This window comes from Desulfonatronum parangueonense, assembly GCF_054656975.1.
The window spans coordinates 4,537,657-4,560,415 of record NZ_BAAHXH010000003.1; the positions used below are offsets into that span (position 1 = coordinate 4,537,657).

The following is a 22,759-nucleotide window of genomic DNA, read 5'->3' on the forward strand; positions in this document are numbered from 1 at the left end:
ATATCGTGCTCGTCCTTCCACAGTTTAGTCATACCGGCGTAGGCCGGTATCCAGCCCGCTTTTCTCGGATGAGCTGAGAAGTTACACGAAACAAAGGATTGCCTTTCCAGGTGGCATCGTTTCAATACCGCCCCCGACTCCGATGCCGAACTCGGCAACAGTCTGCGTCTGCTGGATAGTTACGAAAGACGAACATTTGCCCGCTCTGAAGCTGGGTAGCTGCACCAAATTTCTTCTGCCACCATATCTGCCTCTGTATGCCGGCCATGGTTGACAGCCGGAAAGTTATGTACCTGCATCATGTTTAACTCATTTCAAGGATTACCCGCAAAGTGACGGAAGTAATACGCATTCCGAGACCAGAACATCCCATCTCTCGAAAAAATATCCACCCCGACGCTCTCAAAGTCATGTACCGTCTGGTGCGCAGAGGTTACACCGCCTACCTCGTTGGAGGCAGCGTGCGTGACCTGCTCCTTGGGCGAACTCCCAAGGATTTTGACGTCAGCACCAATGCCACGCCGAACCAGATCAAGAAACTTTTCCGGAATTGTTTTCTGATCGGGCGTCGGTTTCGATTGGCCCATATCAAGTTCAGCGACCAAATCATCGAGACATCAACCTTCCGGAGATGTCCGGAGCCTGATGAAGACAAGGGCGATGAATTGTACGTATTTCGGGACAATTGTTACGGAACCCCGGAAGAAGACGCCCTGCGCCGAGATTTTACCATAAATGCGCTGTTCTATGAGATTGGAAGATTTTCCATTCTTGATCATGTCGGCGGCGTCAGTGACATTGAAAACCGTTTGATTCGTTGTATCGGCGATCCGAATATCCGCTTTCGCGAGGATCCCGTGCGCATGATTCGAGCGATTCGGTTTGCCTCACGACTTGATTTCAACATCGAACCGGCAACATATAATGCCATAACGCGCCACTATGCGGAGATTCGCAAGTCATCGCCGGCAAGAATCTTCGAAGAATTACAAAAGCTTTTCTCGTACGGCAGCGGCGAAAAATCTGTTCGGTTGTTGTACAAAACAGGGCTCTTGCGGGAGTTGATCCCGGAAGTCGCTGAATACCTGGACCAAGATGGCGGCCAGGATTCCATCTTGTGGTCATGGTTGCGGCACCTGGATGACCGCATCAAAGAGACGGGCCAACTCGAGACGGTTCTGATTTTCGCGGCACTTCTTTTCGCTCCAATGCAACGTCTTGTTGCCGGGCAGGCAGCGGAACGCGAGGCCAAAGACGAACGCGTCTCGATCAACGAGCTGCTGGTCGACTTCCTTGCTCCCCTGTGCGCCCGCATCAGCATGCCCCGCTGGATGTCGAGCCGGGTCATTCAGGCAATGGCCAATCAATCACGTTTCGTACCGGATAAACGAAAACGGTTCTCCAAACGAGGATTCGCGGCCCAGGAGGGTTTCCCGGAGACACTGGCCTTGTATGAACTGGGATTGCGCGTTGCCGGGGAGGACCTCAGCCGCAGCGAACCCTGGCGGACTTTGCGGCAAGAGGTCGAGGCGCGGCGTGAGCAGATCATTGTCGCCGACGGGAATTCAGAACAAGTTCGGCCAAAGTACAGACGTCCGCGGAGAAGACGTCGATGATCCTACGCCTTTCACAGAAATCCACCCAGGCGATCAGCCCCGGTTATCGAGGACAGGGGCGCGAACCGGGCATGGATGTGTCCATTCTCTTCCAGGGCTTCCGGCAGACTGCCACTCCCCTTGTCCACCCGGCGATGCTTGATGATTCCGTCCACGGTGTACTCGTTGTGCCGGAATTCCCTATGAACCACATCATGTAGGCCAGGCGGGGGCAATAGACGTGCTCGTTGAGCATGCGCACGGGAATCAGGGGCGTGTCGATCATTTGGATTTCTTTCCAGTGAACCGCTTCTGCTTTCTGGTTCGGTCAGGTAATTGTCCCCCAGTGACCACCTTGACTCCGTTTTAAATCTTCAAGCTTTTCTCTGGCATCCCTGGCGATGCACCCGCCCCTTCGGGCCGCGCCTTTGTTTTCGATAAAGCCTTCCGCATCCTTTGCAGGCGATTTTGGTCGTAGCCGCTTCGCCGTGCATGGTGAAAACAGTTTCAGGTCGGTCATGTGGTCGCGGCGATTCTTGCAAGGATACCATATGTTGTACGAAAAAGTCGTACAACTGAAACTGGTCTCTGCGCCGTTCTCATCGCAATCAAGCAGGGCCTATACAATCAAGCCGGTTCATCCCCACGTGTGTGGGGAACGGTTGTCGAACTCGTCCAGGACGATCTGGCGGAACGGTTCATCCCCACGTGTGTGGGGAACGGCTTGACAATCTTGCGCCACAAAAGGACGTGACCGGTTCATCCCCACGTGTGTGGGGAACGGGGCAGATACTCCCGGACATTCCCCGCCGAATCCGGTTCATCCCCACGTGTGTGGGGAACGGTCCATTATCTCCACGATCCGGCTTGCGTAGTCCGGTTCATCCCCACGTGTGTGGGGAACGGCCTCACTGTCAGTTCATAAATCAACGGCGAGCCGGTTCATCCCCACGTGTGTGGGGAACGGACTTCCGCAAAGAACACAGTCCACTCCCGGAGCGGTTCATCCCCACGTGTGTGGGGAACGGAGGTACAGGTTGAAGGTTTTGGGGAATATGGCCGGTTCATCCCCACGTGTGTGGGGAACGGCTTTAACATTGGGTGCAGGTATCGCAATATTACGGTTCATCCCCACGTGTGTGGGGAACGGTGACGCCAGACATTAAAAGCGTCGTCCAGCAACGGTTCATCCCCACGTGTGTGGGGAACGGGTCATTGACGCGCTCGGCTTGCTTCATCATGCCGGTTCATCCCCACGTGTGTGGGGAACGGTTTCTCTTTGAAGCTGTCGCCCACAATGACGCCGGTTCATCCCCACGTGTGTGGGGAACGGAAAAAGGCCGGGACTGCAACTGCAAATGAGGACGGTTCATCCCCACGTGTGTGGGGAACGGGCCGGATGCCCAATCCTGCCAGAACATGGATACGGTTCATCCCCACGTGTGTGGGGAACGGCGGGACTATGCGGTGCAGGTCGTCCAGCATGACGGTTCATCCCCACGTGTGTGGGGAACGGTCAATTTCCGCCAGCTCCATGGCCTCTTTGACCGGTTCATCCCCACGTGTGTGGGGAACGGAGCCTTGAGTATTCTTCAGAATCTTTCTGTTCCGGTTCATCCCCACGTGTGTGGGGAACGGCGTGCCTCTGGTCGATATGGCGGGACGGCGAACGGTTCATCCCCACGTGTGTGGGGAACGGGGTGGATGCGTGAACCGGCGTCATTGAAACAGCGGTTCATCCCCACGTGTGTGGGGAACGGGGTCATATTGTATCTTTTAAGAAAATTTTCTACGGTTCATCCCCACGTGTGTGGGGAACGGGGACACGCGGATGCCGGTGGTCATGTCCGTGGGCGGTTCATCCCCACGTGTGTGGGGAACGGATCGTAGTCATGCCGCAGCACGCCGGAACCGACGGTTCATCCCCACGTGTGTGGGGAACGGGATATTTGATGGTTGACCGATTCGCCAGCGTCCGGTTCATCCCCACGTGTGTGGGGAACGGGGATTTACTGCCAGCACCTCATCTGGCCACGCCGGTTCATCCCCACGTGTGTGGGGAACGGAGAAGCTGAAGTGGTGGTTGAAGCAGCTCCGCCGGTTCATCCCCACGTGTGTGGGGAACGGCTGAACATATTGCGCCACAGGTCCACGAACATCGGTTCATCCCCACGTGTGTGGGGAACGGCTGGCCATCCTCTGTAGTCCGTATTTGGAGTACGGTTCATCCCCACGTGTGTGGGGAACGGAGTGCCATGACCGCTTTTCAGTTTGGGCCTACCTGGTTCATCCCCACGTGTGTGGGGAACGGGGGCGAGTCTCTTTTTGGTCGGAAACTCAGCGCGGTTCATCCCCACGTGTGTGGGGAACGGTTATTCCGAGGTTGCGCTAATGGATGAAGCAACGGTTCATCCCCACGTGTGTGGGGAACGGTACCAGGTCATCATGCGCAGCGGGGATCATGTCGGTTCATCCCCACGTGTGTGGGGAACGGCGGCATACCTTGAATCCCAAGGCATCGAACAGCGGTTCATCCCCACGTGTGTGGGGAACGGTGAGCCTCCACCTGGGTGGGAACCGGGGGATCCGGTTCATCCCCACGTGTGTGGGGAACGGCACGCCACCGGCTTTCCAATGGACGAAACGCTCGGTTCATCCCCACGTGTGTGGGGAACGGCCACCCTTGCCTTTTCCTTTTTCACCCCATGCCGGTTCATCCCCACGTGTGTGGGGAACGGAATTGCAATCACTTGTTGAACGAATTTCCCACCGGTTCATCCCCACGTGTGTGGGGAACGGACTTCCTGTACTGTGTTGAATTTTTAGGTGATTTTTAGTGAGTTCAAGTCTACCGAATTTAATTCAATTATTGCGGTTGCATGTGTCATTGCCTGGCGGTTCTCCATTTTCTGGAAGAAAGGAAACCAGTTTGATTCCATCCATTTCCACGGGAATACGTCGATTGGTTCCCAGGGTTTGAAAATCGAAACCGGATTCGGTGTTCGTGGACCAGGCCATGATAGCGTTGCCCTGGCCGATTCCGTCTTCTACATTGGCCCAGATCATTTCCCGAACTCGTCGCGATACCTTCCCCACATACACTCCTGCCCGGACCTCCAGCAACCACAAGGCCAGTCGGCCGCGAAGTCGTGGTGGGGCGTTTTCAACCACGATGACCAGCATCGCCAATGCTCTCTTTGTTGGGGATGGCCGGTGGAACGGCTTCGGGGTGAGGGTCGGGGAGCTTCAAGCCGCCAGCAGTCAGTATTTCCTCGATAGATGGGATGATCTTGCGCAGCAGGCGCGTCTGACGGAACACCTCACGGCAGGCCAGGCGTACGTCCCGCTCTGGGTCACGGGGATTTTTGGCGGCAATGCGGAAGGCGACGGGAACCACGGTTTCGAATTTGAAAATGTCCGCGATGTCGTACACGAAGGATTGTGGCTTGCCGGTATGGATGAAACCGATGGCCGGGGCGTATCCCGCAGCCAGAATTGCCGCCTCGGTGATGCCGTAGAGGCAGGCTGTGGCTGAGCTCAGGCATCGGTTGGCAATGTCGCCGCTGCCCCAGTTCGTGTAATCGTAGCTGCGTACTCTCCAGGTAACGCCATATTGCTTGGCCAAAAGCTCATACATCTTGCGCACCCGCACGCCCTCTATTCCCCGGAGCTGTTCCACGCTGCGCCGGGCAGGAGGTTCTTCCTTGAACCGCATGGCGTACATCTTGCGTACCACCTTCAACCGGGCATCGTCGTCCAGGGCCAGCTTGGCCTGGTAAAGCAGCCTGTCCGCTCTGGCCCCGCCCGGCTGGCCCGCGGAATACAGTCGGACTCCGGAATCACCGGTCCAGATCAAAAGGCAACCTACGCGAGATGCCAGGGCCACGGCGGCATGGGAAACCCGACTGCCCGGTTCGAGCATCAGGCAGACCACGCCGCCCACGGGAATGTGGGTGCGCGTTCCGCGTTTGTCCACGACCATGAACGCGCCGTCCAGCACGTCCAGATTTCCTTTTTCCACGAAGAGAACGGAAACGCGGTCTTTGATGGGTATTGGCTTGAGGGGGGGAAGTATTGGGTGGCTCATGATTACACGCTCAAGCAAGGTGCTCCTGAATGCAGGAACAGGAGGATAATTGTGGGCTCATGGAAGAGATTGATATAAGGCCAAGTCCATTCAGGTAGTTTTCAGTTTCTGATTTGAAACTATAGCGTCTGGCGTAGTTCATGATCATGTTGCTCCAATGAAAAATCACCGTGAAATCTGATCATTCTTTAGCATTCATGCGTGAGGAGTGATGCGAGGGCAATCTGTCCCTGAGTTCGCGCATGAAGTCATCGGCGTCCTTTTTTGCGTGATACTGTTTTCGAGATTTCTCCGAAAGGTGGCGCTGGCCCTTGATTTCACAATTCTGCAGATGATCCGCCCAGGCCCGCAATTGCCGGGAACAACTCTCGGCGATGGATTTCAAATTTGAGATTTGAGATTTGAAATGGACGTAGCCCTTACGGCGTTCGAGAAAGCAGAGCATGGACCGGACTTCCCCGGCGGACCCCCTGGCGATGTACAGAAAGGCCAACAACTCATTGGTCGTCCCGCGCTCGAACCCTTCGGCGATATTGTTGGAAACCGACAAGGCCGCCCGCTCCAATTGATCCCGCAAACTAAAACTGCTCCGCCATTCATTCGACTCGGTCATGTCGTACACGCCTTCCGCCAGCCGGATGGCCTCCTTCCAGACCGGAAGGTCTTCGAAACGGTTGAAGGTGGGCATTGGGGCTCCATATTGAATGACAGGTTTGCAGAACAGATCCAGCTTTCCATTCATCCGCTGAACAAATCAACTCGATTCTGATGGTGATAGGCGAATCGTCCAAGCTGCCACTCTTGTTGAAGTTAAATACGCTTTACCAAGAGCAGGCCGCACCCTAATCCTTTAGCGTTCCCGATTCCGCGCATGAGGCACTTTTTAGTCAAGACCGGATCGTGAATTTGGATTTTGCCGTATAAATCCAAGGTAGAGAAGCGGATCGGCCTGTTGCCTTTTTCTTTTCGAACAGTCTGTTGATGGTAGGTTTCAACAACCAACGTTCCTTTGACCAGAGAAAAGCCCAGTTCCTCTTCTCTTGCGGCAAACCATTTCAATACGGCCTGTTCGGCCAGGACGGTTCGGCTGGGCAGATCATTTCCAGTTTGGCCCTGACTCATCAGGCGTTTTCGCAAGTCCTGCACGATGTCATGGCGGTGCTGCCGCCCTTGTTCGTCGCGGACCTTACGTACGGCGTTCAAACGCAAGGAGAATGCCAGAATTTCATGGCCTCGCAGCACCGGACCGTATGGTTTGATTTGGATCCGCCATGGGCCTTGGGCATCCCGTGGAGGGCGGCTGGAAACCGTCAGGTATGCTCCTTCTCCTTGATTGCGATACAGAAAATCCCGTTTCCGGTCCGGTCCGTCGGAGAAAATGTCCCACAAGGCCCGATGTTCCTCGTAAATACCCATTCTTGCCGCTGTTCGGGGGTCAAGGTTGAGCTTGCTCATGTACATGATCCGCCTCCTTGGTGGCGTTATCGAGCTTCCAACGGAACGCAGCCTCTTTTCTGGTGGTGAACTGCCTGCGGCCAAAATGCAGTGGCTCATCCCTCGACGAAGCGACATGGCCCTGGGCAGGAAGCATATCTGAAAGGTCGGAAAAAATGGCTGCGTCATCACTAGTGTTCCGGAGCAAATCCAACAGATCATCCGTGCTGTAATTTTGCAGGGCTTGCATGGGACCTGTTGCCTGGATGAGCCTTGGGTGGAACGGAATACCTGGAGGACAGGACTTGCGGCCCAGGTAGGGCGTCAGTTTGGGTTTGCGCAATGCGTCATGCATCTGTTCCAGTGTGAAAGGCCCGTCGCTTGTCCGAAGCCATATGCAGGCGGTGAACAGTGCATCGGCCAGATATTCACGACGCGAGAGAATGGTGGAAGGCGTTTCGGATAGGTCCAGCTTCTGCCCCAACTCGTCCCGTCGCGTGTAAAATGTTCGGCGCTTGAGGATCTTTGGGGCCTGGATCGTATGGTAGTCCGTCATGCGTCGTCCGGGTGCATCCACTCGGATTGTCAGTCCGCACTGTTGCCGCAAGTGCTGAAGACGTGGTTCTTCGTCGCGTCGCAGGCCAAGACAGGCGGCCAGCAGCCCAAGGACGCCGGATCGTGTGGGATGGTCGACCACGGGTCGGACTTCTCCCACTGCCACGGCCCCCCAGGCTTGCATGGGCGCGTATAGTTGAAAGCAAAGATGGTCTTGCATGGGCTACCTCGTGATGAACGACCGGACGTCATCCATGCTGCCGGTGCCCGTCAGGGTGTTGAAAGATTTATCTTCCACGGCGCTTCCGTAAACGGCATCCATGTTCTTTTTCATGCCCTCAAGTCTTTCTATGGCTTTTGGGAGCATGTTCACGGACGTGTCCACGGGGTCGAGAAAGGCAACGGACAGCTGCCGGGGTTGCTCGTCCCCTTTTTCAGCCAGGCAGTAGGAAGCGCGGGCACGGGAAGCGTAACTGTTCTGCTTGCCCGTAGGGCTGACCGTACAGGCCGCTTCGCACAGCGCCCCAAGGACTTTGGCCGTCAAGGCCTGGTCGCCGCCCAGGTTCTCCCGAAGAATTTCCCGATCAATGCACACGTAGAGATAGAAAAGGCCCGCGCCAAACTCGGCGACTCCCATGTGACCGGCTCCGGAGTCGTCCACGTTCAGGTCGTCCACCGCAGTAAAAAAATCATCCTCCACAAGGACTTTATGCACCGTCATGGCATGGGAGACCTGTACGGCGGCATCGACGTTGAACTCCTTGCTGGCAGCCAGCATTCTGCCGAACATGGCGATGTCCGCAGCCTGGTTTTCCTTGCGCAGAAGGTTTAGGTCCGCGGCGCCGGGAATGGTCAGCCCCTGGCGGCATTTTTCGGTCAAGGCGCCGACGGCGTTGATCTCCGTTGGGGACAAGTGGGCCAGTTGAGCTATCTCCAGGTCAATCAGAGGATCCTTGGCAATGTCTGCCTCCTTCTTGGGCAGTGGTTTGACTTGTCCAAACACCCCGGCGACTGCTTGGCTGATGGCGTGGGCCTTCTTGTTGACCTGTTCCGGTGTGATTCCGGCAATGGCCGAGAGGTCGGGAGGGGTGATCACCGCGGACAATGGTTTTTCAGAGATCAGGGCACTGTAGACGTATTTGCCCATTTCCTTGGTCCGGATACCGATGCGGCCCGCCAGGGCCTTCTGAAAAATCTCGGATGTGCGCCAGCAGCGTTTCAGGCCCTGGGAGGAGACGCGCAAACGTTGGACATTGCCCATGATCACTGTCTTGGGGCGGCCCAAATCGTCCCTGTTCAGGTTTGAGGCGGGGTAGCTGGTCAACAGGTGCAGTTGGATGAATCTGCTCATGATTTTGTCTCCCTATTCGTGAGCGTCGGTCACGGTGTAATAGTGCATGGCCCATTCCCTTCTGGTTTTCTCGTTCCACCAAAAGGTTCCCTTGATCAGACTTTCCAGATGCACGACGCCGTCCAGATAACGGACCAGTCGCACAAGCATGGTGTACAATTCCTCCCGGTCTTCCACGGCGAGCAGACGTCGGAAACGTACATCCCGCACGTCCTGGCTGCCTTTGTCCGCCCTGGCCAGCTGGCGGGCGAAATGGCCTTCGCCAAGCAGAGCCTTGGCATGGGACACGACGCCGATGCCCAGGGCCAGTCGTTCCAATGCCTGGTTGGACAGTGGAAAGCCGGCCTGGATCAGTCTGATGCGCAGATCTCGCTGCATGGCCGGAGAGATGAAGACCTCAAAAGGCTCCTTCGCCCGACGCAATCGGGCGCGCTGGCCAAGATTGCCGGCCAGGGCGTCAAACCAATCCCGCAGCACAGTCCAAAACGCATCCTGATTCAGGTATTTGTGGTTTTCGTTCATGACATCCTCCAATTCTTTGGAAGTTCCAGAATGTCCCGCAGCCTTTTCCTGTTAAAATTTTTCATTTTCCTCAGGGCTTTCTGGGTTCGTCGCGCTTGGTCCGGGTGGAAGCGTCCCGTTTCCGCCTCACCGTAAAATATCTCCAAGGCTTCATTGATCAGCGAATCAGCCCAGCTTTGCCGTAACTGAAGCAATCCTTCCTGGTCTTCCATTTTCATCATGCCCGGTAGTTCGGAAACAGTCCGGTAAAAAGCCATTTCGGTCCGTCCCCAAAAATCGGTTGTCGCGTTGGCAAGACGGGAAGCATCGGCGGATACGGATTTGTCGGCATAATAGACAGCCTCTTTCAGGGCCACGACAAGGTGGGCGCGAACAGTGTTGGCGGCCTGCACAAGCGCCGCGATTTCGCGACGAAAATCTTCCTGAAGGCCGGGGGGGACAACCACGATGGGAAGTTCGCCTTCGCACCATTGTCGAGGTTTCATGTTTTCGACGTCATAACCGCTGGCCAAGAGCCGTCGTGCCTGGTCCTGGACGTCCAGGAAGCCGGCCCTGGCATGCCAAGCCAAACAGCGGGCCGGAAGGATTCTCCCCTGCACGTTGTCGGAGTCGCCATGGAGTAGTCCAAGCCAGTGGACGTATCCGGTAATATGCGCCGTGCCTTTGATGCTCAGCATTGGTTTGTCGACGCCCTGGTCCCGATACGGCGACAGGGGGTGCCTCCAGGTGTCTCCGTAGTTTGGTCCATGAGGACGCTGCTGAACCTTGCGGACGACAGTACGCCCTTCGGTCTCGCAGAGCGAACAGGGAACAGGCCGTTCCGTCTGCTCCGGCAGGAGGAGGTAGCGACGCGGCATGCCCCAGTAGGGATGCAGGAAATGGACATCCTGGGGCCAGATCTGTGAGCCTTCCTTTTCACTAGTACGGGTTGGCGCTGCCCAGGCAAAAACCTTGCCCGGAAGGTCGGCATCCACTGGTTTCGGTGCCGCACCGCGTTCCGTGAGAGGCATGACATTCAACCAGAGTGTTTTCCAGAGGTTGTCGCCCAGAAGAATGGTGGACAGTGGTCCTCCACCGCGCAAGGAGGTGCGGTTGCCCCTTCCTCCGGATGGAGCAAAGGCCTGCATGGTGAACAGGGCCATGGCCGCGCAAGCCGGGCAAAGAGCGTCAACCTGTCCAGGCTTGATGAAAAACTCGGCAGGGGCGTCGATAAGCAACGCACTAACCGGTATGGCCAGTTTGGGTGCCGGTTCGATGGATAAATCCTGCAAAAACAGAGGGCGCTCCCCCAGTAAATTGAAATATCCCGCAAGTCCAAGCATTGCCTCGCGCAATACGTGTTCATCCGGGGGGCGCTCCAACCGCTCTTCCCAATCGGTAACGTCCCTGGGCGGGCAGGTCGTTTGCAACAAGCCGATCAGGAATTCATACAAGGCGCTCCGGAAATCCGCCCTGACCGGAGCAAGTTCAAGGATGGGAATCTCCTTGCCGGTGATCTCCCACGGGGTGATCCGGCGCATCGTGTCGTCGGCGAGACGGACGGGCAGCCAGCGTTCTTGCAACAGGTTGAAATGCATATCACCTCCTTGTTTTATTAACAGCTTCTCGATTTCCATCACGACGCGACAGGATGATCATGATGTCAAGTTGGTTGGTAGCCAAGCTCGTTTGTGCTGTCAATTAAAATTCCAATCTTTTAGTTGTCGCGTCCCCACGGGTGTGGGGAACATTCTTGGCCTTGACCCATTTGGCAAAATGCCAATCGGTCCATCCCCGAAAACGAGGAACACAAAGAAGTTGTTTATCTTTAATTTCATTCTTTTACCAGCTGTAACCCCATGCGGTCATAGTTGATCCGAACGGGGCGTTCCTTATGGTCCAGTCCCAGAGCTTGCCATTGATCAGCGCCCGGCCCGGGGCGCAAAACCAGGACCAGACAATGTCTGCCTTCATCCGGCATGGTATGGGCAAAAGCTTCGGTGGCCGCCCACATCTCAGGATCATCCGGCCAGACGGAGCGCAGCCTGTCGGCATTGATTGGGACTTCGGATCGCGCGCAGTTCAAAGGCGATATATCGAGGCCAGCCCAGAGATGTATATTGCCTTGGACCATGCGGCATAGCCGGACACGTACCGTATCTTCCCCAAGTCTTGTGGGAACCCGGGCATCTGATGTCCACATGGTTTCAGCGGCATCCAGCCGATACCCCAGGTCGAAAGCAAGGGAGTTGCGGTGAGCCATGGCCGCTTTGGCCCGGGCTTCCCCTTCGGGAGTCATGTCCACATCCAGAAAAACATCCGGAGCCTCAAAGCGGCCATAGGCCCCCTCCATGAGTTCACGAGCGTCTTTCGGCAATGCCAGCCGACCTTTTTCCTGGAGCAGTCTGGCCGTCCGCCACAGCACGGCTTGGCGCGGATAAACCCAGCAGGCTCTGGGGAACATGCGCGGATGCCAGTTTTTGGCGGGTTCGTAGTCTGGTGGTGGGGTGAGCACCAGAAGCAGCGGTTTCGCAAATCCTTCGGGACGGTGGATGGTCTCGCCGAATCGATGGCAGCGCCCGGCACGTTGAATTAGGCAGTCCATGGGCGCGACGTCGGACAGCATCAGGTCAAAATCCAGGTTGAGACTTTGCTCCAGAACCTGCGTGCCGATAACGATTTTTCGGGATCGGTCCTGGGGCGACGCTTGCTTTCCGAACAAAGTCAGAACCTGTTCCTCGATGCGTAGACGGTCCGCCATGGCGAATCTGGCGTGGAAGAGAATTATGTCGGATTCCGGAATACCTGCTTCCAAAAGATATTGATACGTTTCAATCGCGTCATCCACAGTGTTTCTGACCCAGCAGGAGCAGGCCCCTTTACTTCGGGCCTTCAAGAGAGCTGTAAACATACGCTCGGAATCATGGGCCAGCTCAACGGCCACATCCAGGAAGCGCGAGGCCTGGATCGGCACTTCCCGGATACCTTCGGCGCAAACCCGTGTGGCCAGGGGAAAGGCGCTTTCCCGTAACACATCAAAGTCCCAGTCCCGGCCCACGCAATAAGCTTCCACCAGCTTTTGCCGCAGGGCCAGGGGCAGGGTGGCCGTGAGCAGGATAGCGCTTGCGCCCAGCGCTCCCAGAAAGGTCAACAATTTCTGTAACAGCTCCCCGGTGTATTCATCATAGGCATGGATTTCATCGGCCACCAGAACAACCCTGCTCAGCCCCAGCAGTCGCAAACACTGGTGGCGTGTGGGCAAAACGGCCAGCAGGGCCTGGTCCAGCGTTCCCGCACCGCAAGGGGCCAAGAGAGCCTTTTTGCGGTTGTCAGCAAGCCAAGCCGAACATTCAGCACGACTGTTTTCCAAACTCCAATCCTTTCTGGCGGGCTGACTTCTCTCCAAGGCGATGGTTTCCAGAAAATCCTCATGAATACGTCGCGCACCATGCGCGAGCATCAACGAAGGACGGGACTCCTTGGCGAACAGAGCACGATGAGTCTTGGCCAATCGAGCATACATGGCATTGGCCGTGGCCATAGTCGGCAAAGCGATGAACAGCCCACCGGCTTCGCCCTGGCTCATGATGCCATGCGCGCAGAGCAAGGCCGCCTCGGTCTTTCCAGCGCCGGTCAGGTCCTCGAAAATGTGCAGTTGCGGGCCTTGGGTCGGTGCAAGGTTCAAGGCATGCTCTTGCAATGGGCTGGGTGGGCAATGAGTCGGGATGTTCGGAACCAGGGCATGAAAATCCCGCAAGGGAGAGGGGAATGGATGAAGCAGGCCGCTCTCTTCAACGGCAATGCAGGCCTTTTTGCAGGCAAGCGACCAATATGTTTCCAGTGCAACAACGTCGTTACGCAGCGGAAACCATCTGGAGGCGGAGCCAATCCAGTCAGCGGCCACCAGAAGTCCGGCAAACAGCCAGGAAAGTGTTCGCCAAGCTGATTCTTCTTCGGTAGGCGGGACGGCATTGCTCAGAAAAAGTCCGGCAAGAATATCGACCAAGCGGAAAACGTCGGCTTCAGAGCCTGAAAAAAGCCTGCGACCGCACTCGAGTGAGGCTGGCTGACCATGATGACCGAAAGCCGCTTCAGCTAGTGGAGCGAGACATCGGACTTGGCGTGGTTTCAGGGAAAACGGCCCTTGGGTAAGGCTTCTGGCCAATTTGTTTTGCCAAAACCACATGCCCAGAGTCGTATGGTGATCGCCACAACATGCCCCGGTTAGCGGTTTGCCCAGCAGGGCCATGACTTCAGGTGATTTTTCCTGAAAACCCAAGGAGTACTTGCCAATATCGTGAAGCGCGGCAAAAAAGGTCAACCATGGCAACAGGGCATCAACATTGAGACCGGAAATGCCGGTGAGACGCAATTTGATTCGATCGTCTTTTTCGATCATGGCCGTAAGAACCGCAGCCACATCCAGGCAGTGATACGGTAAAAGATGGTAGCTGTCGTCGGGGCCGGTTTTTCCCCAATAGCCGTAAAATGTCTCGGTTACGTCATGCATTGATCTGAGGCTCCCATCCTCATTGATTTTCCGCACTTGATATGCACACCACCCATCCTACCAATTTCACCGGATGATGTGGCCCTCTTGATCCCCAAACCGCCTCACATCCTCCCTCACAACCCAATCCTCCGCTCCGGATGTTCCTCAGTTTCCAGCAACTGCCCCAACGCATCGAACACGACGCGGAATTGTTCGTCGTATTTGGCTTCCATGTCCTCGATCTTTCGGCGCAGGTCGTCGTGAGTGGCCAGCATTTGGCGGAGCTTGGTGAAGGCGCGCATGATCTGGATGTTGACCTGGATGGCCCGTTTGCTGTTCAGGACCGAGGAAAGCATGGCCACGCCCTGTTCGGTGAAAGCCATGGGCGGGTAACGCAAGCCCATTTTGTCGGAATTGGAGGTGCCAAATTGGCACCTCCAATTTTCCAGCTCATTGGTTGACAATTCGAACATGAAATCTTCCGGGAACCTATCGATATTTCTGCGTACCTGTCTCTTGAGAACTTTCGTCTCAACCCCGTACAATTCCGCCAAGTCCCGATCCAGCATAACCTTCGTGCCGCGCAGCAACAGGATTTTTCCGGCAATGGATTCCAAGGGAACAAGGTCCGTCATGTTTCTCCTCCCATGCAAGGTTTGGATTGTTCCGTTTCCTTACCCATGATTTGGCGAGTGGTTTTCCCTTTACCACCAGCACAGGCTCAAAAACTGATCCCCTCAAAAATATTTTTCCGCTGCCGCCAGAATCCGTTCCCGCACGGCCAGGCGCAGTTCCTCCGGGGCCAGGACTTCCACGTCCGGCAGGTATCTGAGGATCTCCATGATCAGTTCGCGCTGGTCGCCGTAGGGCACGTCCAGTTCATAGCCGTTGTCGCGCCGGATCCCCTTCTGGTCCGGGTGCCAGATCTCGCTTTCCACCCAGCGGGCCGCCTGGCCGGTGAAGCGCAGGGTTGCGGTCCGGTTCGGGTTGCGCAGGAAGATGCCGAAGGAGTCGCGCATCAGGGCGTCCAGGATCGTGTTGTCCGGCATGTCGGCCTGTTCGGGAAGAACCTGGGCCTCGACGATCCGATCCAGGGCGAAGGTGCGGCGGTCGTCGGCCCGGTCGCAGTGGGCGAGGAGGTACCAAGCGTCCCGGTAGCGGAGCAGGCGGAAGGGGTGGATGACTCGCGGACTTGGAGCCTGCTTGTCCGGCCCGTGATAGACCAGCCGGATCTTGCGTGTGCCCAGCAGTCCGGAGGCCAGCGCTTCGAAGACCGGCGGACGGACCGGGCGGTGGCGCATGGGATGGAGCAGGATTCGGCTGGACAGGTCGTTCACGTTGACTCCCATGTCCTGCACGGCCCGGCGCAGGCGCCTCAGGAGTTCCCGCAAGGGTTGCCGGAGCAGTCCGGGCTGGGTGGCTTCCAGGAACTGGATGGCCGCCAGCACGGCATGCAGTTCTGATTCGTTGAACCAGAAGCCGGGCAGCTCGAAGTTGCCCGCGCTCGTGTCGTAGCAGTAGCCTCCTTCGGCACGGTCATAGACGATGGGTGCGCCCAAGTGGTCGCGCATTTCCGTGATGATCCGTTTGACCGTGGCTCTGGAGCATTCCAGTTCCTGCTCGATCAGGAGGCGGGGGACGCATTGTCTGTGCGTGCGAAGCAGCCGGTCCAGGGCGTAGAAGCGGAGTATGCGGTTGATGACAGCCTCTTGGGGGTCGAAGTGGAAGGCTGTGGGATCTGCGCTGTGCCACTATCGGTCGACACTTGCATCAATGCCGTGTTCAGCAGCGCAGATGATGAACGGTTACATTCTCGTCTCCCAAAATACAATCCGCTGGCGGGCAATGCGGCAGACGCTCAGAGCGACGATTTGTATCCGCACCCTTGCCACATAAGATATATTCTCAATGTCATGATGGCATGTGCCGGATAGTCTCATTTGAATGTTGGCATTTTCTGAAAGGGACGGAAGATTCGCTGACCGTCCAGATCAGCACGCCTTGAGATCGATTCGGAGTACTTGGAATAAGGGCGGGCAGGATGACGAGTTGGGATGGTCGCCGAGGCATTACTGGGAAGGAACAGGTGCTTTCCGTGAGAAAAGTGTCACGATGTACCGAGCTGCTTTTTGATTATTCGTGAAAAAATAGCATTTCCGGTCTTGCATTATTTTTTTCGTAATTGTATCAGGTTCTGATATTTGACATGAGGCAGATCATTCTCATTAACCTCTAACGCGGAGGAATTCCATGAAGGGAATTTTCAAAAGTGTTTTTGGCTTATGGATTGGAGCCATGGTAATCTGCATTATCATGGGCACGTCCACGGTGTATGCTGATGAGAAGGTCAATATCAACACGGCTCCCGCGGAAGTGTTGCAGACATTGCCCGGCATTGGCCCCGCCCTTGCGGAACGGATCATAATTTATCGGGAAGAAAATCCTTTTGAAGAGAAAGAAGACATCAAAAAAGTAAGCGGAATCGGTGAAGCGACGTATGCGAAATTTGAGGATCTGATAACGGTGGAGTGATCCTGTTTGGCCGCATCTATGGCTGTATCTTTGGGCTGCGCAGGAAATAAAAAAGCCCGGACTTTTGAACAAAGTCCGGGCTTTTTTATTGCTGTGTTTCAGTCGTATCAGCCGGCAAACGCCTTCTCAAAGTTGGGCACGACCTGCTTTTTGCGGCTCATCACGCCGTCGAGCCAGACCTTGTGGCCTTCGGGAGCTTTGCCGAAGGCCTTCTGGACCACGGAAGGATCATCGGAGGCGATAAGCATCTCGGTGCCTTCCTTCATGATGTCCGTGAGCAGCAGAAATACGCTGTGATTGCCTTTCTCGGCCTTGACCTTCTGGATGTCTTCATAGAGGGCGTCCTTGACGCTGTCCAGGAGGGAAAGATCGACGACTTCCAGCTGACCAATGCCGACCTTGGTCCCGCTCATGTTGAAGTCCTTGTAGTCACGGAAAACCAGTTCCCGGATCGGAGTGCCTTCAACCGCGGACTTGACCTTGAACATTTCCAGACCCAGCGCCTTGGTGTCGGAAACGCCGGCAACCTTGGCCAGAGCATCGGCAACTTCCTCGTCCTTGGGGGTGCAGGTAGCGGACTTGAAAATAACCGTATCGCTGACAATGGCGCAGAGCATGATTCCGGCGATGTTTTTCGGAATCTCCACGCCGTAGAAGTCGTACATGGCCTTGACCACTGTACAGGTGCAGCCCACGGGCCAGATCCAGGCTTCAATGGGATTGGGAGTGGTCACGTCGCCGAGCTTGTGGTGGTCCACAACCCCCAGGATTTCGGCCTTGGCAAGGTTGTCCAGGCTCTGGGACAAATCGGAGTGGTCAACCAGAAAGAGCTTTTTGTCGGTGGCATCCGTCAGGATTTCAGGAGCGCTGACGCCGAACTTGTCCAGAACGAATTTGGATTCCGGGTTGAGTTCGCCTTGGGTAGCCGGCTTGGATTCAACGCCGAGCTTGCTCTTCAGGTCAGCAAGGGCGATAGCAGCGCATACCGAATCGGTATCGGGACTCTTGTGTCCTACAACATAAACAGCCATTCACGACCTCCTCTGTTAAATACTTGTGGGGTTTGGGGACTCTGATCAATGAAAAAACAGATTGTGCTTTATAGCACAAAGTTTCAACGCTGCCAAGAGGCAGTAGCTCCGTGCCGACTCGGCCGAGGTCCTGCTTGCCTGTATTTCTGGAACCTTGCAAACCGCTTCGTTGGGATTCGACATCGAACCAATGCCTGAACAGGCAGCAACTGATGCCCGGGTGTCGGCGCAAAGTGGAAATGTCCATAGCGTCCGATTCTCGGTCAGTGAAACAGGGCGTTCATCACGCCCTGGGCCATGTCTTCGATGTCAAGCACTTCGTCAGCCAGACCGGCATCAACAACAGCCTTGGGCATGCCGTAGACAACGCAACTGGCATCATCCTGGGCAAGGATGTACCCGTTTTTTTGCTTGAGGTGCTTGACGCCTTCAAGCCCATCGCTGCCCATGCCGGTCAAGATCACGCCCACGCCGCGTTTGCCGACTCCTTCGGCTACGGAAGAAATGAGGACGTTGGCCGAAGGCTTGTAGAGCGCATCCCGGGGGTCAGGGCTGATCACCAGGTCGATCCTGCTGACCTTCTGATCAATGGAGAGGTGTTGGCCCCCCGGGGCGACAAAGGCCACCCCCGGCTGAACCCGGTCACCGGCTTCGGCTTCCTTGACCCTGATCTGACACAATGCGTCCAGCCTTTTGGCAAAGGGACCGGTAAAGGCCTGGGGCATGTGCTGTGCGATGAGGATGCAGGCTGGAAAATTTGCGGGAAGCTTGGCAAGCACTTTCTGAATCGCCGGCGGTCCGCCGGTGGAAACACCAATGGCAACGATGTCGCGGAGCTGACGTCGATTTGGGGTCACGGGAGCAGCGGAACGCATTTCACGAAGAGCCGGCTGCGTTACCACGTCAACTTTGCGCGGCATGCGCAGCGGTCTGATTCTGCGTCTGGCCACGTTCTTGACCTTGGCGCGCAGATCCTCTTCAATTTTGATGATGTCCAGCGAGACTCTGGCGAGCTGTTTGGGAATGAAGTCCACGGCACCCAGTTCCATGGCCTTCAAGGTGGCCTCGGCGCCTTCGGTGGTCAGGGAACTGACCATGATCACGGGCCGGGGCATTTCCATCATGATGTGCCGCAGCGCGGTCAAGCCATCCATGCGTGGCATTTCAATGTCCAGAGTGACCACGTTGGGCTGCAGCTCTCGAATTTTATCCAGTCCCTCGGCGCCGTCCCGTGCCGTACCAACGACCAGGATTTCGGGGTCGTTGCCCAGCATCGTGCTGAGTGCCTTCCGCATGAAGGCGGAATCGTCAACAACGAGTACCTTGATCATGATCTTCCAGGGGGCTTTGAGGTGGAATCGACGCTGGTTCTACGCATCATACGACTCATCGAAAGCGACATGTCCGGCAACATTGACCTGCTGCAAATTTGCAAAGCTCGGCTTGCTGACTTCCTCCAGCCAGATGTCGACAAGGTCCGCCTGCCATTGCCGCCCAGCGCCATTTTGCAACAGGTCGCGGACAACATCCATGGGCAGGGCCTTGCGGTAGGCCCGATCGGAGGTCATGGCCTCGAAGGCGTCAACGACACTGAGGATTCTGGCCAGCAACGGGATTTCTTCCTGCTGCAGTCCCATGGGATACCCGGTCCCGTCCACCCGTTCGTGGTGATAAAAGATGATGGGCAATATATCACTGAAGGATTTGACCTGATTGAGGATAGCCCGGCCCAGCTCCGGATGGCGCTGCATGACCTCGAACTCCTCGTTGGTCAATTTCGCGGGTTTGTTCAGGATGACGTCCGGAATGCCGATTTTTCCGATATCATGCAGAATTCCACCGGTGTAGAGCAGGTGTAGTTCTTGTCGCGACAGGTTGAGGCGATTGCCGAGATGGGTGGCGTAGATGGCTACACGTTCGGAGTGGCCCCGGGTGTAGACGTCCTTGGCTTCCACGGCCTGGGCAAAGGAACGGATCACCTCCAGGTTCATGTCCCAAAGCTGTCCGTAGAGTCGTGCATTTTCAAACGCAGAGGCGGTATGGGCGGCAAAAACGTTCAACAACTGGGATTGTTCGCGGGAGTACTCATCCTTGCTGGAATTGCGCAACAGGACGATGGCGCCGATGCTTTTCATGCGGGTGGTCATTGGAGCGACCATGACGGAAGTGATGGATGCATCCGGCGGGGGGCCCTCGGTGCACATGGGTGAAAACTTCTTGTTCTTCAGGAGAATCAATTCGGGCAACTGCTGGCGGAAAACCCGGTCACCCAACTGCTTGACCCAGGTGGTAAGCTGCGGGTTGTTGCGGAGCAGGGCGCCGCGCATGGCCTTGGATTGCAGGCCGGTGCCGTCCTCAAGAAGAAACACCGTTCCGTCAGGGTTAAAATTTTTCTGGATCTGCGACAGGAACTCGTTGGTCAGGGATTTCATGTCCAGCTTGGTGTTCATGGCCTGACTGAGATTGAGAACCCGGACGATGTTGCTTAATTTCTTGCGATCTTCCCGATTACGCCGGTTTTGGAGGATTTTTTCGACTTTGAGCAACAGGTGGCTGATATTGAACGGTTTAGGCAGATAATCCGCGGCGCCGAGGCGAATGCTCTCCACAGCCGTTTCAATGCTTCCAAAGCCGGTCATGATCAAAAAATCAGCCTCGGATGCGCTTTCCTTGAGCTTCTTCATCAAGTCCAGTCCGCTCATGCCCGGCATCCGCAGATCAGAGATGATCAGATCCAGCCCGGGAAGATGCTCCAGCATTTTGAGAGCGATTGCCCCATTATGGGCTAAATGGATGGAAAATCCGGCTTCGGTCAGGGATTCCTGACAAATGTCCAAAAGACTTTGTTCATCGTCAACAATCAGGATGCTCGCTCTGGGTTCATCATGCGCAACCATAATTTCCTCAATATTGCTATAACGTGACACGGAATTTGCGTGTCCAGTGTTGGTTCGGGTTTGTTACACTGCATGTAGATTGAAGACAAGGCCGATATAAGAGATTAAATGTCCATAAAATGGATCAATGTACGTCAACTAATAGAAAATGGAATATTAAGGACGTAAATTCAGCAGAACGTAGTGCTGCGAAGCCGATGACGGAGTATTGAACCGCAAAGTCGGCAAAATCAAGCTCAGCCGTACCATGGCCGAACAATGAAAAACAGCTTGCATTATTTTCAAAAACGGATAAATTTACTTTTTTACGGGATGTGGCTCAGCTTGGTAGAGCGCAGCGTTCGGGACGCTGAAGCCGGAGGTTCAAATCCTCTCATCCCGACCAGCAAATTCAAGGGGTTGCCGGCAATAAGCCGGCAACCCCTTTTTGTTTTGCTACCCTATTCCTAACCAAGCGAGCGGGCTCTGGTTTGCTGGGTGGGCCAGAACTGGCAGTCATCGCTGCACACGGTATGCTAGGTCACGAAACTCCGCGTCAAAGGGAATCCTTGCACAGGAAACTTCATCGCCCGATCTTTTTGAGCAGTCACGCATTTTTATCAAAAAATGTTCCCGCTCGCAGCGGATGCACCCCACCTCGGGGTGGAAGGTGAATTTCACCTTGCGTACCGCGCGTAAATCCTGGCAAAGACTTCATCACCCGGAACAGGCACGCAGAGGGGACTTACCATCCAAGCCAGTTACTCCGCGCGGTATTCACCGGGTGTCATGTTCATTCTGCGGATGATTTTCTGGAGGGCCACACGGCTGAGACCGGCCATTTTGGCGGCCTGGGAGACATTGCCGCCTGTTTTGGACAGAAGGTCGCGCACATATTCCTCGGTGAAGGCGTTGATCGCCTTGTTTTTGGCTTCCGCATAAGGCTCGATTTCCTGGTTTCCGCTGATATTCTCCGGGACGGGTCGTGTTGCATGCCGGCCGTCCACCATCTTGAGCACGGACTGGTTCAACTCCCCACCAGGGCAGAAGATGATCAGCCGGCGCACGAAGTTTTTCAGCTCTCGAACATTGCCGGGCCACTCCCGCTGCATCAAGGCCTCCAGGACTTCCGACGCAATGAGCTTGGGGGTGCAGTTCAGTTCCAGTGCCGCCAGGCGGTTGAAGTGGTGTACGAGCAGCGGGATGTCTTCGGGTATCTCCCGGAGCGGCGGGGTTTCCACGCTGACCACATTCAAGCGGTAGAACAGGTCTTCCCGAAAGCTTTTGTCCAGGATCTTGGTCTCCAGGTTCTGGTTGGTGGTGGACAGAATCCGGACGTCCACCTTGTAGTTCCTGCTGCTGCCCAAGGGCCGGATTTCTTGTTCCTGCAGGGCTCGCAGCATTTTGGTCTGGATGCTCACGGGAATGTCCGCGATTTCATCGAGGTGCAGACTGGATCCGTTGGCCTCGGCGAAAAGCCCCTTGTGGTCCTTCAAGGCTCCGGTGAAGGAACCTTTCTTGTGTCCGAACAGTTCGCTTTCCAGAAGGTGTTCCGGAATGGCCGGGCAATTCACGGATACCAGGTTCCTCTCGCTGCGGCGGCTGAGTGCGTGGATGGCCCTTGCCGCCAGTTCCTTGCCGGTGCCCGATTCACCTCGGATCAACACCGGATAGTCGGTTCCGGCAACGGAGCGGATGGTCGCGTAGAGCTGTTGCATGGGCGGGCTCTGGCCTACGAATTCCTCCAGAACCGTCTTTTCGGATATTTTTTGGCGCAGGCTCTGATTCTCGCGGATCAGGCCGCTGCGCTCCAGGGCTTTCTTGATCAGTCGAACGAGATCCGGGATGTCGAAGGGTTTGGTGATGAAGTCGTAGGCCCCCAGCTTGATGGACTGCACCGCTGTCTCGATGCTCCCGTAAGCCGTCATCATGATCACGGTTGCCTTGGAATCCATGGCCCTGATCTGCTCCAGAAGTTCCATGCCGCTCATTTCCGGCATGCGGACATCCATCAGGATGAGGTCGAAGGGGGAGGCCGCGGCAAGCTCAAGTGCGTGCAAGGGGCTGTGGGTGACCACGATGTTCGTCTTTTCCAGCTCGTAAGGCAAAATGCGCCGCAAGCCGTCGAGCATGTCCCGCTCATCGTCCACGATAAGCACGTTGAATTGATCCATGGAGTTTCCTTGTGGCAATGGATAACGTTTATTTACTTTCGTTTACCAGCGAAAGCTTGGTCCGAATCATCCTTTTATATTGACTATTCAAGTGAACTGTTCAGCTGATCCGAAAAATGCGGCCTGGATAC

Annotated in this window: 19 protein-coding genes, 1 tRNA gene and 1 CRISPR repeat array; of the genes, 4 read left to right on the forward strand and 16 right to left on the reverse strand. The window is 55.9% G+C overall.

The window, feature by feature from the left end:
- Positions 1 to 332: 332 nt before the first annotated feature.
- On the forward strand, positions 333 to 1,616 hold the full coding sequence (gene pcnB / locus ACYQ15_RS20370; RefSeq protein ID WP_459939301.1) for a polynucleotide adenylyltransferase PcnB: 1,284 nt from the start codon (positions 333 to 335) through the stop codon (positions 1,614 to 1,616).
- Positions 1,617 to 1,627: 11 nt separating this feature from the next.
- On the opposite strand, the gene ACYQ15_RS20375 is transcribed toward pcnB, so the two are convergent.
- The 12 genes from ACYQ15_RS20375 to ACYQ15_RS20430 form a co-directional block, all read right to left on the reverse strand.
- Positions 1,628 to 1,771, reverse strand: coding sequence for a hypothetical protein (locus ACYQ15_RS20375; RefSeq protein ID WP_459939302.1), 144 nt, complete (start codon positions 1,769 to 1,771; stop codon positions 1,628 to 1,630).
- A 457-nt stretch (positions 1,772 to 2,228) separates the two neighbouring features.
- A CRISPR array of direct repeats spans positions 2,229 to 4,394; the repeat unit is 29 nt; unit sequence CGGTTCATCCCCACGTGTGTGGGGAACGG.
- 63 nt (positions 4,395 to 4,457) lie between these two features.
- Complete coding sequence (gene cas2e, locus ACYQ15_RS20380) at positions 4,458 to 4,778, reverse strand: type I-E CRISPR-associated endoribonuclease Cas2e (protein ID WP_459939303.1); 321 nt, start codon at positions 4,776 to 4,778, stop codon at positions 4,458 to 4,460.
- Positions 4,759 to 5,682: a type I-E CRISPR-associated endonuclease Cas1e gene (gene cas1e / locus ACYQ15_RS20385; RefSeq protein ID WP_459939304.1), complete on the reverse strand. Its 924-nt coding sequence runs from the start codon at positions 5,680 to 5,682 to the stop codon at positions 4,759 to 4,761. Before cas1e ends, cas2e begins: the two co-directional genes overlap by 20 nt.
- Before the next feature lie 181 nt (positions 5,683 to 5,863).
- Positions 5,864 to 6,370: a four helix bundle protein gene (locus tag ACYQ15_RS20390; RefSeq protein WP_459939305.1), complete on the reverse strand. Its 507-nt coding sequence runs from the start codon at positions 6,368 to 6,370 to the stop codon at positions 5,864 to 5,866.
- Between the two features lie 122 nt (positions 6,371 to 6,492).
- Positions 6,493 to 7,143, reverse strand: coding sequence for a type I-E CRISPR-associated protein Cas6/Cse3/CasE (gene cas6e / locus ACYQ15_RS20395; RefSeq protein ID WP_459939306.1), 651 nt, complete (start codon positions 7,141 to 7,143; stop codon positions 6,493 to 6,495).
- On the reverse strand, positions 7,118 to 7,891 hold the full coding sequence (gene cas5e, locus ACYQ15_RS20400) for a type I-E CRISPR-associated protein Cas5/CasD (RefSeq protein ID WP_459939307.1): 774 nt from the start codon (positions 7,889 to 7,891) through the stop codon (positions 7,118 to 7,120). The genes cas6e and cas5e overlap by 26 nt, the downstream gene beginning before the upstream one ends.
- 3 nt (positions 7,892 to 7,894) lie before the next feature.
- Entirely contained in the window at positions 7,895 to 9,022 is a 1,128-nt protein-coding gene (cas7e, locus tag ACYQ15_RS20405; RefSeq protein ID WP_459939308.1) for a type I-E CRISPR-associated protein Cas7/Cse4/CasC, read from the reverse strand.
- A 12-nt stretch (positions 9,023 to 9,034) separates the two neighbouring features.
- Positions 9,035 to 9,544 (reverse strand): type I-E CRISPR-associated protein Cse2/CasB, encoded by a 510-nt coding sequence (gene casB, locus ACYQ15_RS20410; RefSeq protein WP_459939309.1) that lies wholly within the window; start codon positions 9,542 to 9,544, stop codon positions 9,035 to 9,037.
- Positions 9,541 to 11,121, reverse strand: a complete 1,581-nt coding sequence (gene casA, locus ACYQ15_RS20415) for a type I-E CRISPR-associated protein Cse1/CasA (RefSeq protein WP_459939310.1) — start codon at positions 11,119 to 11,121, stop codon at positions 9,541 to 9,543. Before casA ends, casB begins: the two co-directional genes overlap by 4 nt.
- 236 nt (positions 11,122 to 11,357) lie before the next feature.
- A complete protein-coding gene (gene cas3, locus ACYQ15_RS20420) occupies positions 11,358 to 14,033 on the reverse strand; it encodes a CRISPR-associated helicase Cas3' (RefSeq protein WP_459939311.1) in 2,676 nt (891 codons plus the stop codon).
- A 116-nt stretch (positions 14,034 to 14,149) separates the two neighbouring features.
- Positions 14,150 to 14,650 carry an ORF6N domain-containing protein gene (locus tag ACYQ15_RS20425; protein ID WP_459939312.1) on the reverse strand — a complete coding sequence of 167 codons (501 nt, stop codon included), beginning with the start codon at positions 14,648 to 14,650 and terminating at the stop codon, positions 14,150 to 14,152.
- A gap of 102 nt (positions 14,651 to 14,752) precedes the next feature.
- Entirely contained in the window at positions 14,753 to 15,586 is an 834-nt protein-coding gene (locus ACYQ15_RS20430; protein WP_459939313.1) for a helix-turn-helix transcriptional regulator, read from the reverse strand.
- Here ACYQ15_RS20430 and ACYQ15_RS20435 point away from each other — a divergent pair.
- The gene (locus ACYQ15_RS20435) at positions 15,575 to 15,949 is read left to right on the forward strand and encodes a hypothetical protein (protein WP_459939314.1); all 375 of its coding nucleotides are present in this window, start codon (positions 15,575 to 15,577) and stop codon (positions 15,947 to 15,949) included. The two genes, ACYQ15_RS20430 and ACYQ15_RS20435, sit on opposite strands and share 12 nt — an antisense overlap.
- A 316-nt stretch (positions 15,950 to 16,265) precedes the next feature.
- Complete coding sequence (locus tag ACYQ15_RS20440; RefSeq protein WP_459939315.1) at positions 16,266 to 16,547, forward strand: ComEA family DNA-binding protein; 282 nt, start codon at positions 16,266 to 16,268, stop codon at positions 16,545 to 16,547.
- A gap of 107 nt (positions 16,548 to 16,654) precedes the next feature.
- Here ACYQ15_RS20440 and ACYQ15_RS20445 read toward each other — a convergent pair whose 3' ends face one another.
- The 3 genes from ACYQ15_RS20445 to ACYQ15_RS20455 all read right to left on the reverse strand — a co-directional run bounded on the left by ACYQ15_RS20445 (position 16,655) and on the right by ACYQ15_RS20455 (position 20,475).
- Positions 16,655 to 17,578 carry a manganese-dependent inorganic pyrophosphatase gene (locus ACYQ15_RS20445; protein ID WP_459939316.1) on the reverse strand — a complete coding sequence of 308 codons (924 nt, stop codon included), beginning with the start codon at positions 17,576 to 17,578 and terminating at the stop codon, positions 16,655 to 16,657.
- Positions 17,579 to 17,841: 263 nt separating this feature from the next.
- Entirely contained in the window at positions 17,842 to 18,909 is a 1,068-nt protein-coding gene (locus ACYQ15_RS20450; RefSeq protein ID WP_459939317.1) for a protein-glutamate methylesterase/protein-glutamine glutaminase, read from the reverse strand.
- A gap of 39 nt (positions 18,910 to 18,948) precedes the next feature.
- Complete coding sequence (locus ACYQ15_RS20455) at positions 18,949 to 20,475, reverse strand: HD domain-containing phosphohydrolase (RefSeq protein WP_459939318.1); 1,527 nt, start codon at positions 20,473 to 20,475, stop codon at positions 18,949 to 18,951.
- 308 nt (positions 20,476 to 20,783) lie between these two features.
- Between ACYQ15_RS20455 and ACYQ15_RS20460 the strand changes: the two genes are divergently transcribed.
- Positions 20,784 to 20,860: transfer RNA gene (locus ACYQ15_RS20460), tRNA-Pro, on the forward strand.
- Between the two features lie 355 nt (positions 20,861 to 21,215).
- Here ACYQ15_RS20460 and ACYQ15_RS20465 read toward each other — a convergent pair.
- Positions 21,216 to 22,628 (reverse strand): sigma-54-dependent transcriptional regulator, encoded by a 1,413-nt coding sequence (locus ACYQ15_RS20465; protein WP_459939319.1) that lies wholly within the window; start codon positions 22,626 to 22,628, stop codon positions 21,216 to 21,218.
- Positions 22,629 to 22,759: the final 131 nt, after the last annotated feature.

Excerpts from the sequence above, each read along its gene's own strand:
- cas2e (WP_459939303.1), bottom strand. The coding sequence starts at position 4,778 with ATGCTGGTCATCGTGGTTGAAAACGCCCCACCACGACTTCGCGGCCGA.
- cas1e (WP_459939304.1), bottom strand. The coding sequence starts at position 5,682 with ATGAGCCACCCAATACTTCCCCCCCTCAAGCCAATACCCATCAAAGAC.
- ACYQ15_RS20390 (WP_459939305.1), bottom strand. The coding sequence starts at position 6,370 with ATGCCCACCTTCAACCGTTTCGAAGACCTTCCGGTCTGGAAGGAGGCC.
- cas6e (WP_459939306.1), bottom strand. The coding sequence starts at position 7,143 with ATGTACATGAGCAAGCTCAACCTTGACCCCCGAACAGCGGCAAGAATG.
- cas5e (WP_459939307.1), bottom strand. The coding sequence starts at position 7,891 with ATGCAAGACCATCTTTGCTTTCAACTATACGCGCCCATGCAAGCCTGG.
- cas7e (WP_459939308.1), bottom strand. The coding sequence starts at position 9,022 with ATGAGCAGATTCATCCAACTGCACCTGTTGACCAGCTACCCCGCCTCA.
- casB (WP_459939309.1), bottom strand. The coding sequence starts at position 9,544 with ATGAACGAAAACCACAAATACCTGAATCAGGATGCGTTTTGGACTGTG.
- casA (WP_459939310.1), bottom strand. The coding sequence starts at position 11,121 with ATGCATTTCAACCTGTTGCAAGAACGCTGGCTGCCCGTCCGTCTCGCC.
- cas3 (WP_459939311.1), bottom strand. The coding sequence starts at position 14,033 with ATGCATGACGTAACCGAGACATTTTACGGCTATTGGGGAAAAACCGGC.
- ACYQ15_RS20425 (WP_459939312.1), bottom strand. The coding sequence starts at position 14,650 with ATGACGGACCTTGTTCCCTTGGAATCCATTGCCGGAAAAATCCTGTTG.
- ACYQ15_RS20430 (WP_459939313.1), bottom strand. The coding sequence starts at position 15,586 with ATGCGCGACCACTTGGGCGCACCCATCGTCTATGACCGTGCCGAAGGA.
- ACYQ15_RS20440 (WP_459939315.1), top strand. The coding sequence starts at position 16,266 with ATGAAGGGAATTTTCAAAAGTGTTTTTGGCTTATGGATTGGAGCCATG.
- ACYQ15_RS20445 (WP_459939316.1), bottom strand. The coding sequence starts at position 17,578 with ATGGCTGTTTATGTTGTAGGACACAAGAGTCCCGATACCGATTCGGTA.
- ACYQ15_RS20450 (WP_459939317.1), bottom strand. The coding sequence starts at position 18,909 with ATGATCAAGGTACTCGTTGTTGACGATTCCGCCTTCATGCGGAAGGCA.
- ACYQ15_RS20455 (WP_459939318.1), bottom strand. The coding sequence starts at position 20,475 with ATGGTTGCGCATGATGAACCCAGAGCGAGCATCCTGATTGTTGACGAT.
- ACYQ15_RS20465 (WP_459939319.1), bottom strand. The coding sequence starts at position 22,628 with ATGGATCAATTCAACGTGCTTATCGTGGACGATGAGCGGGACATGCTC.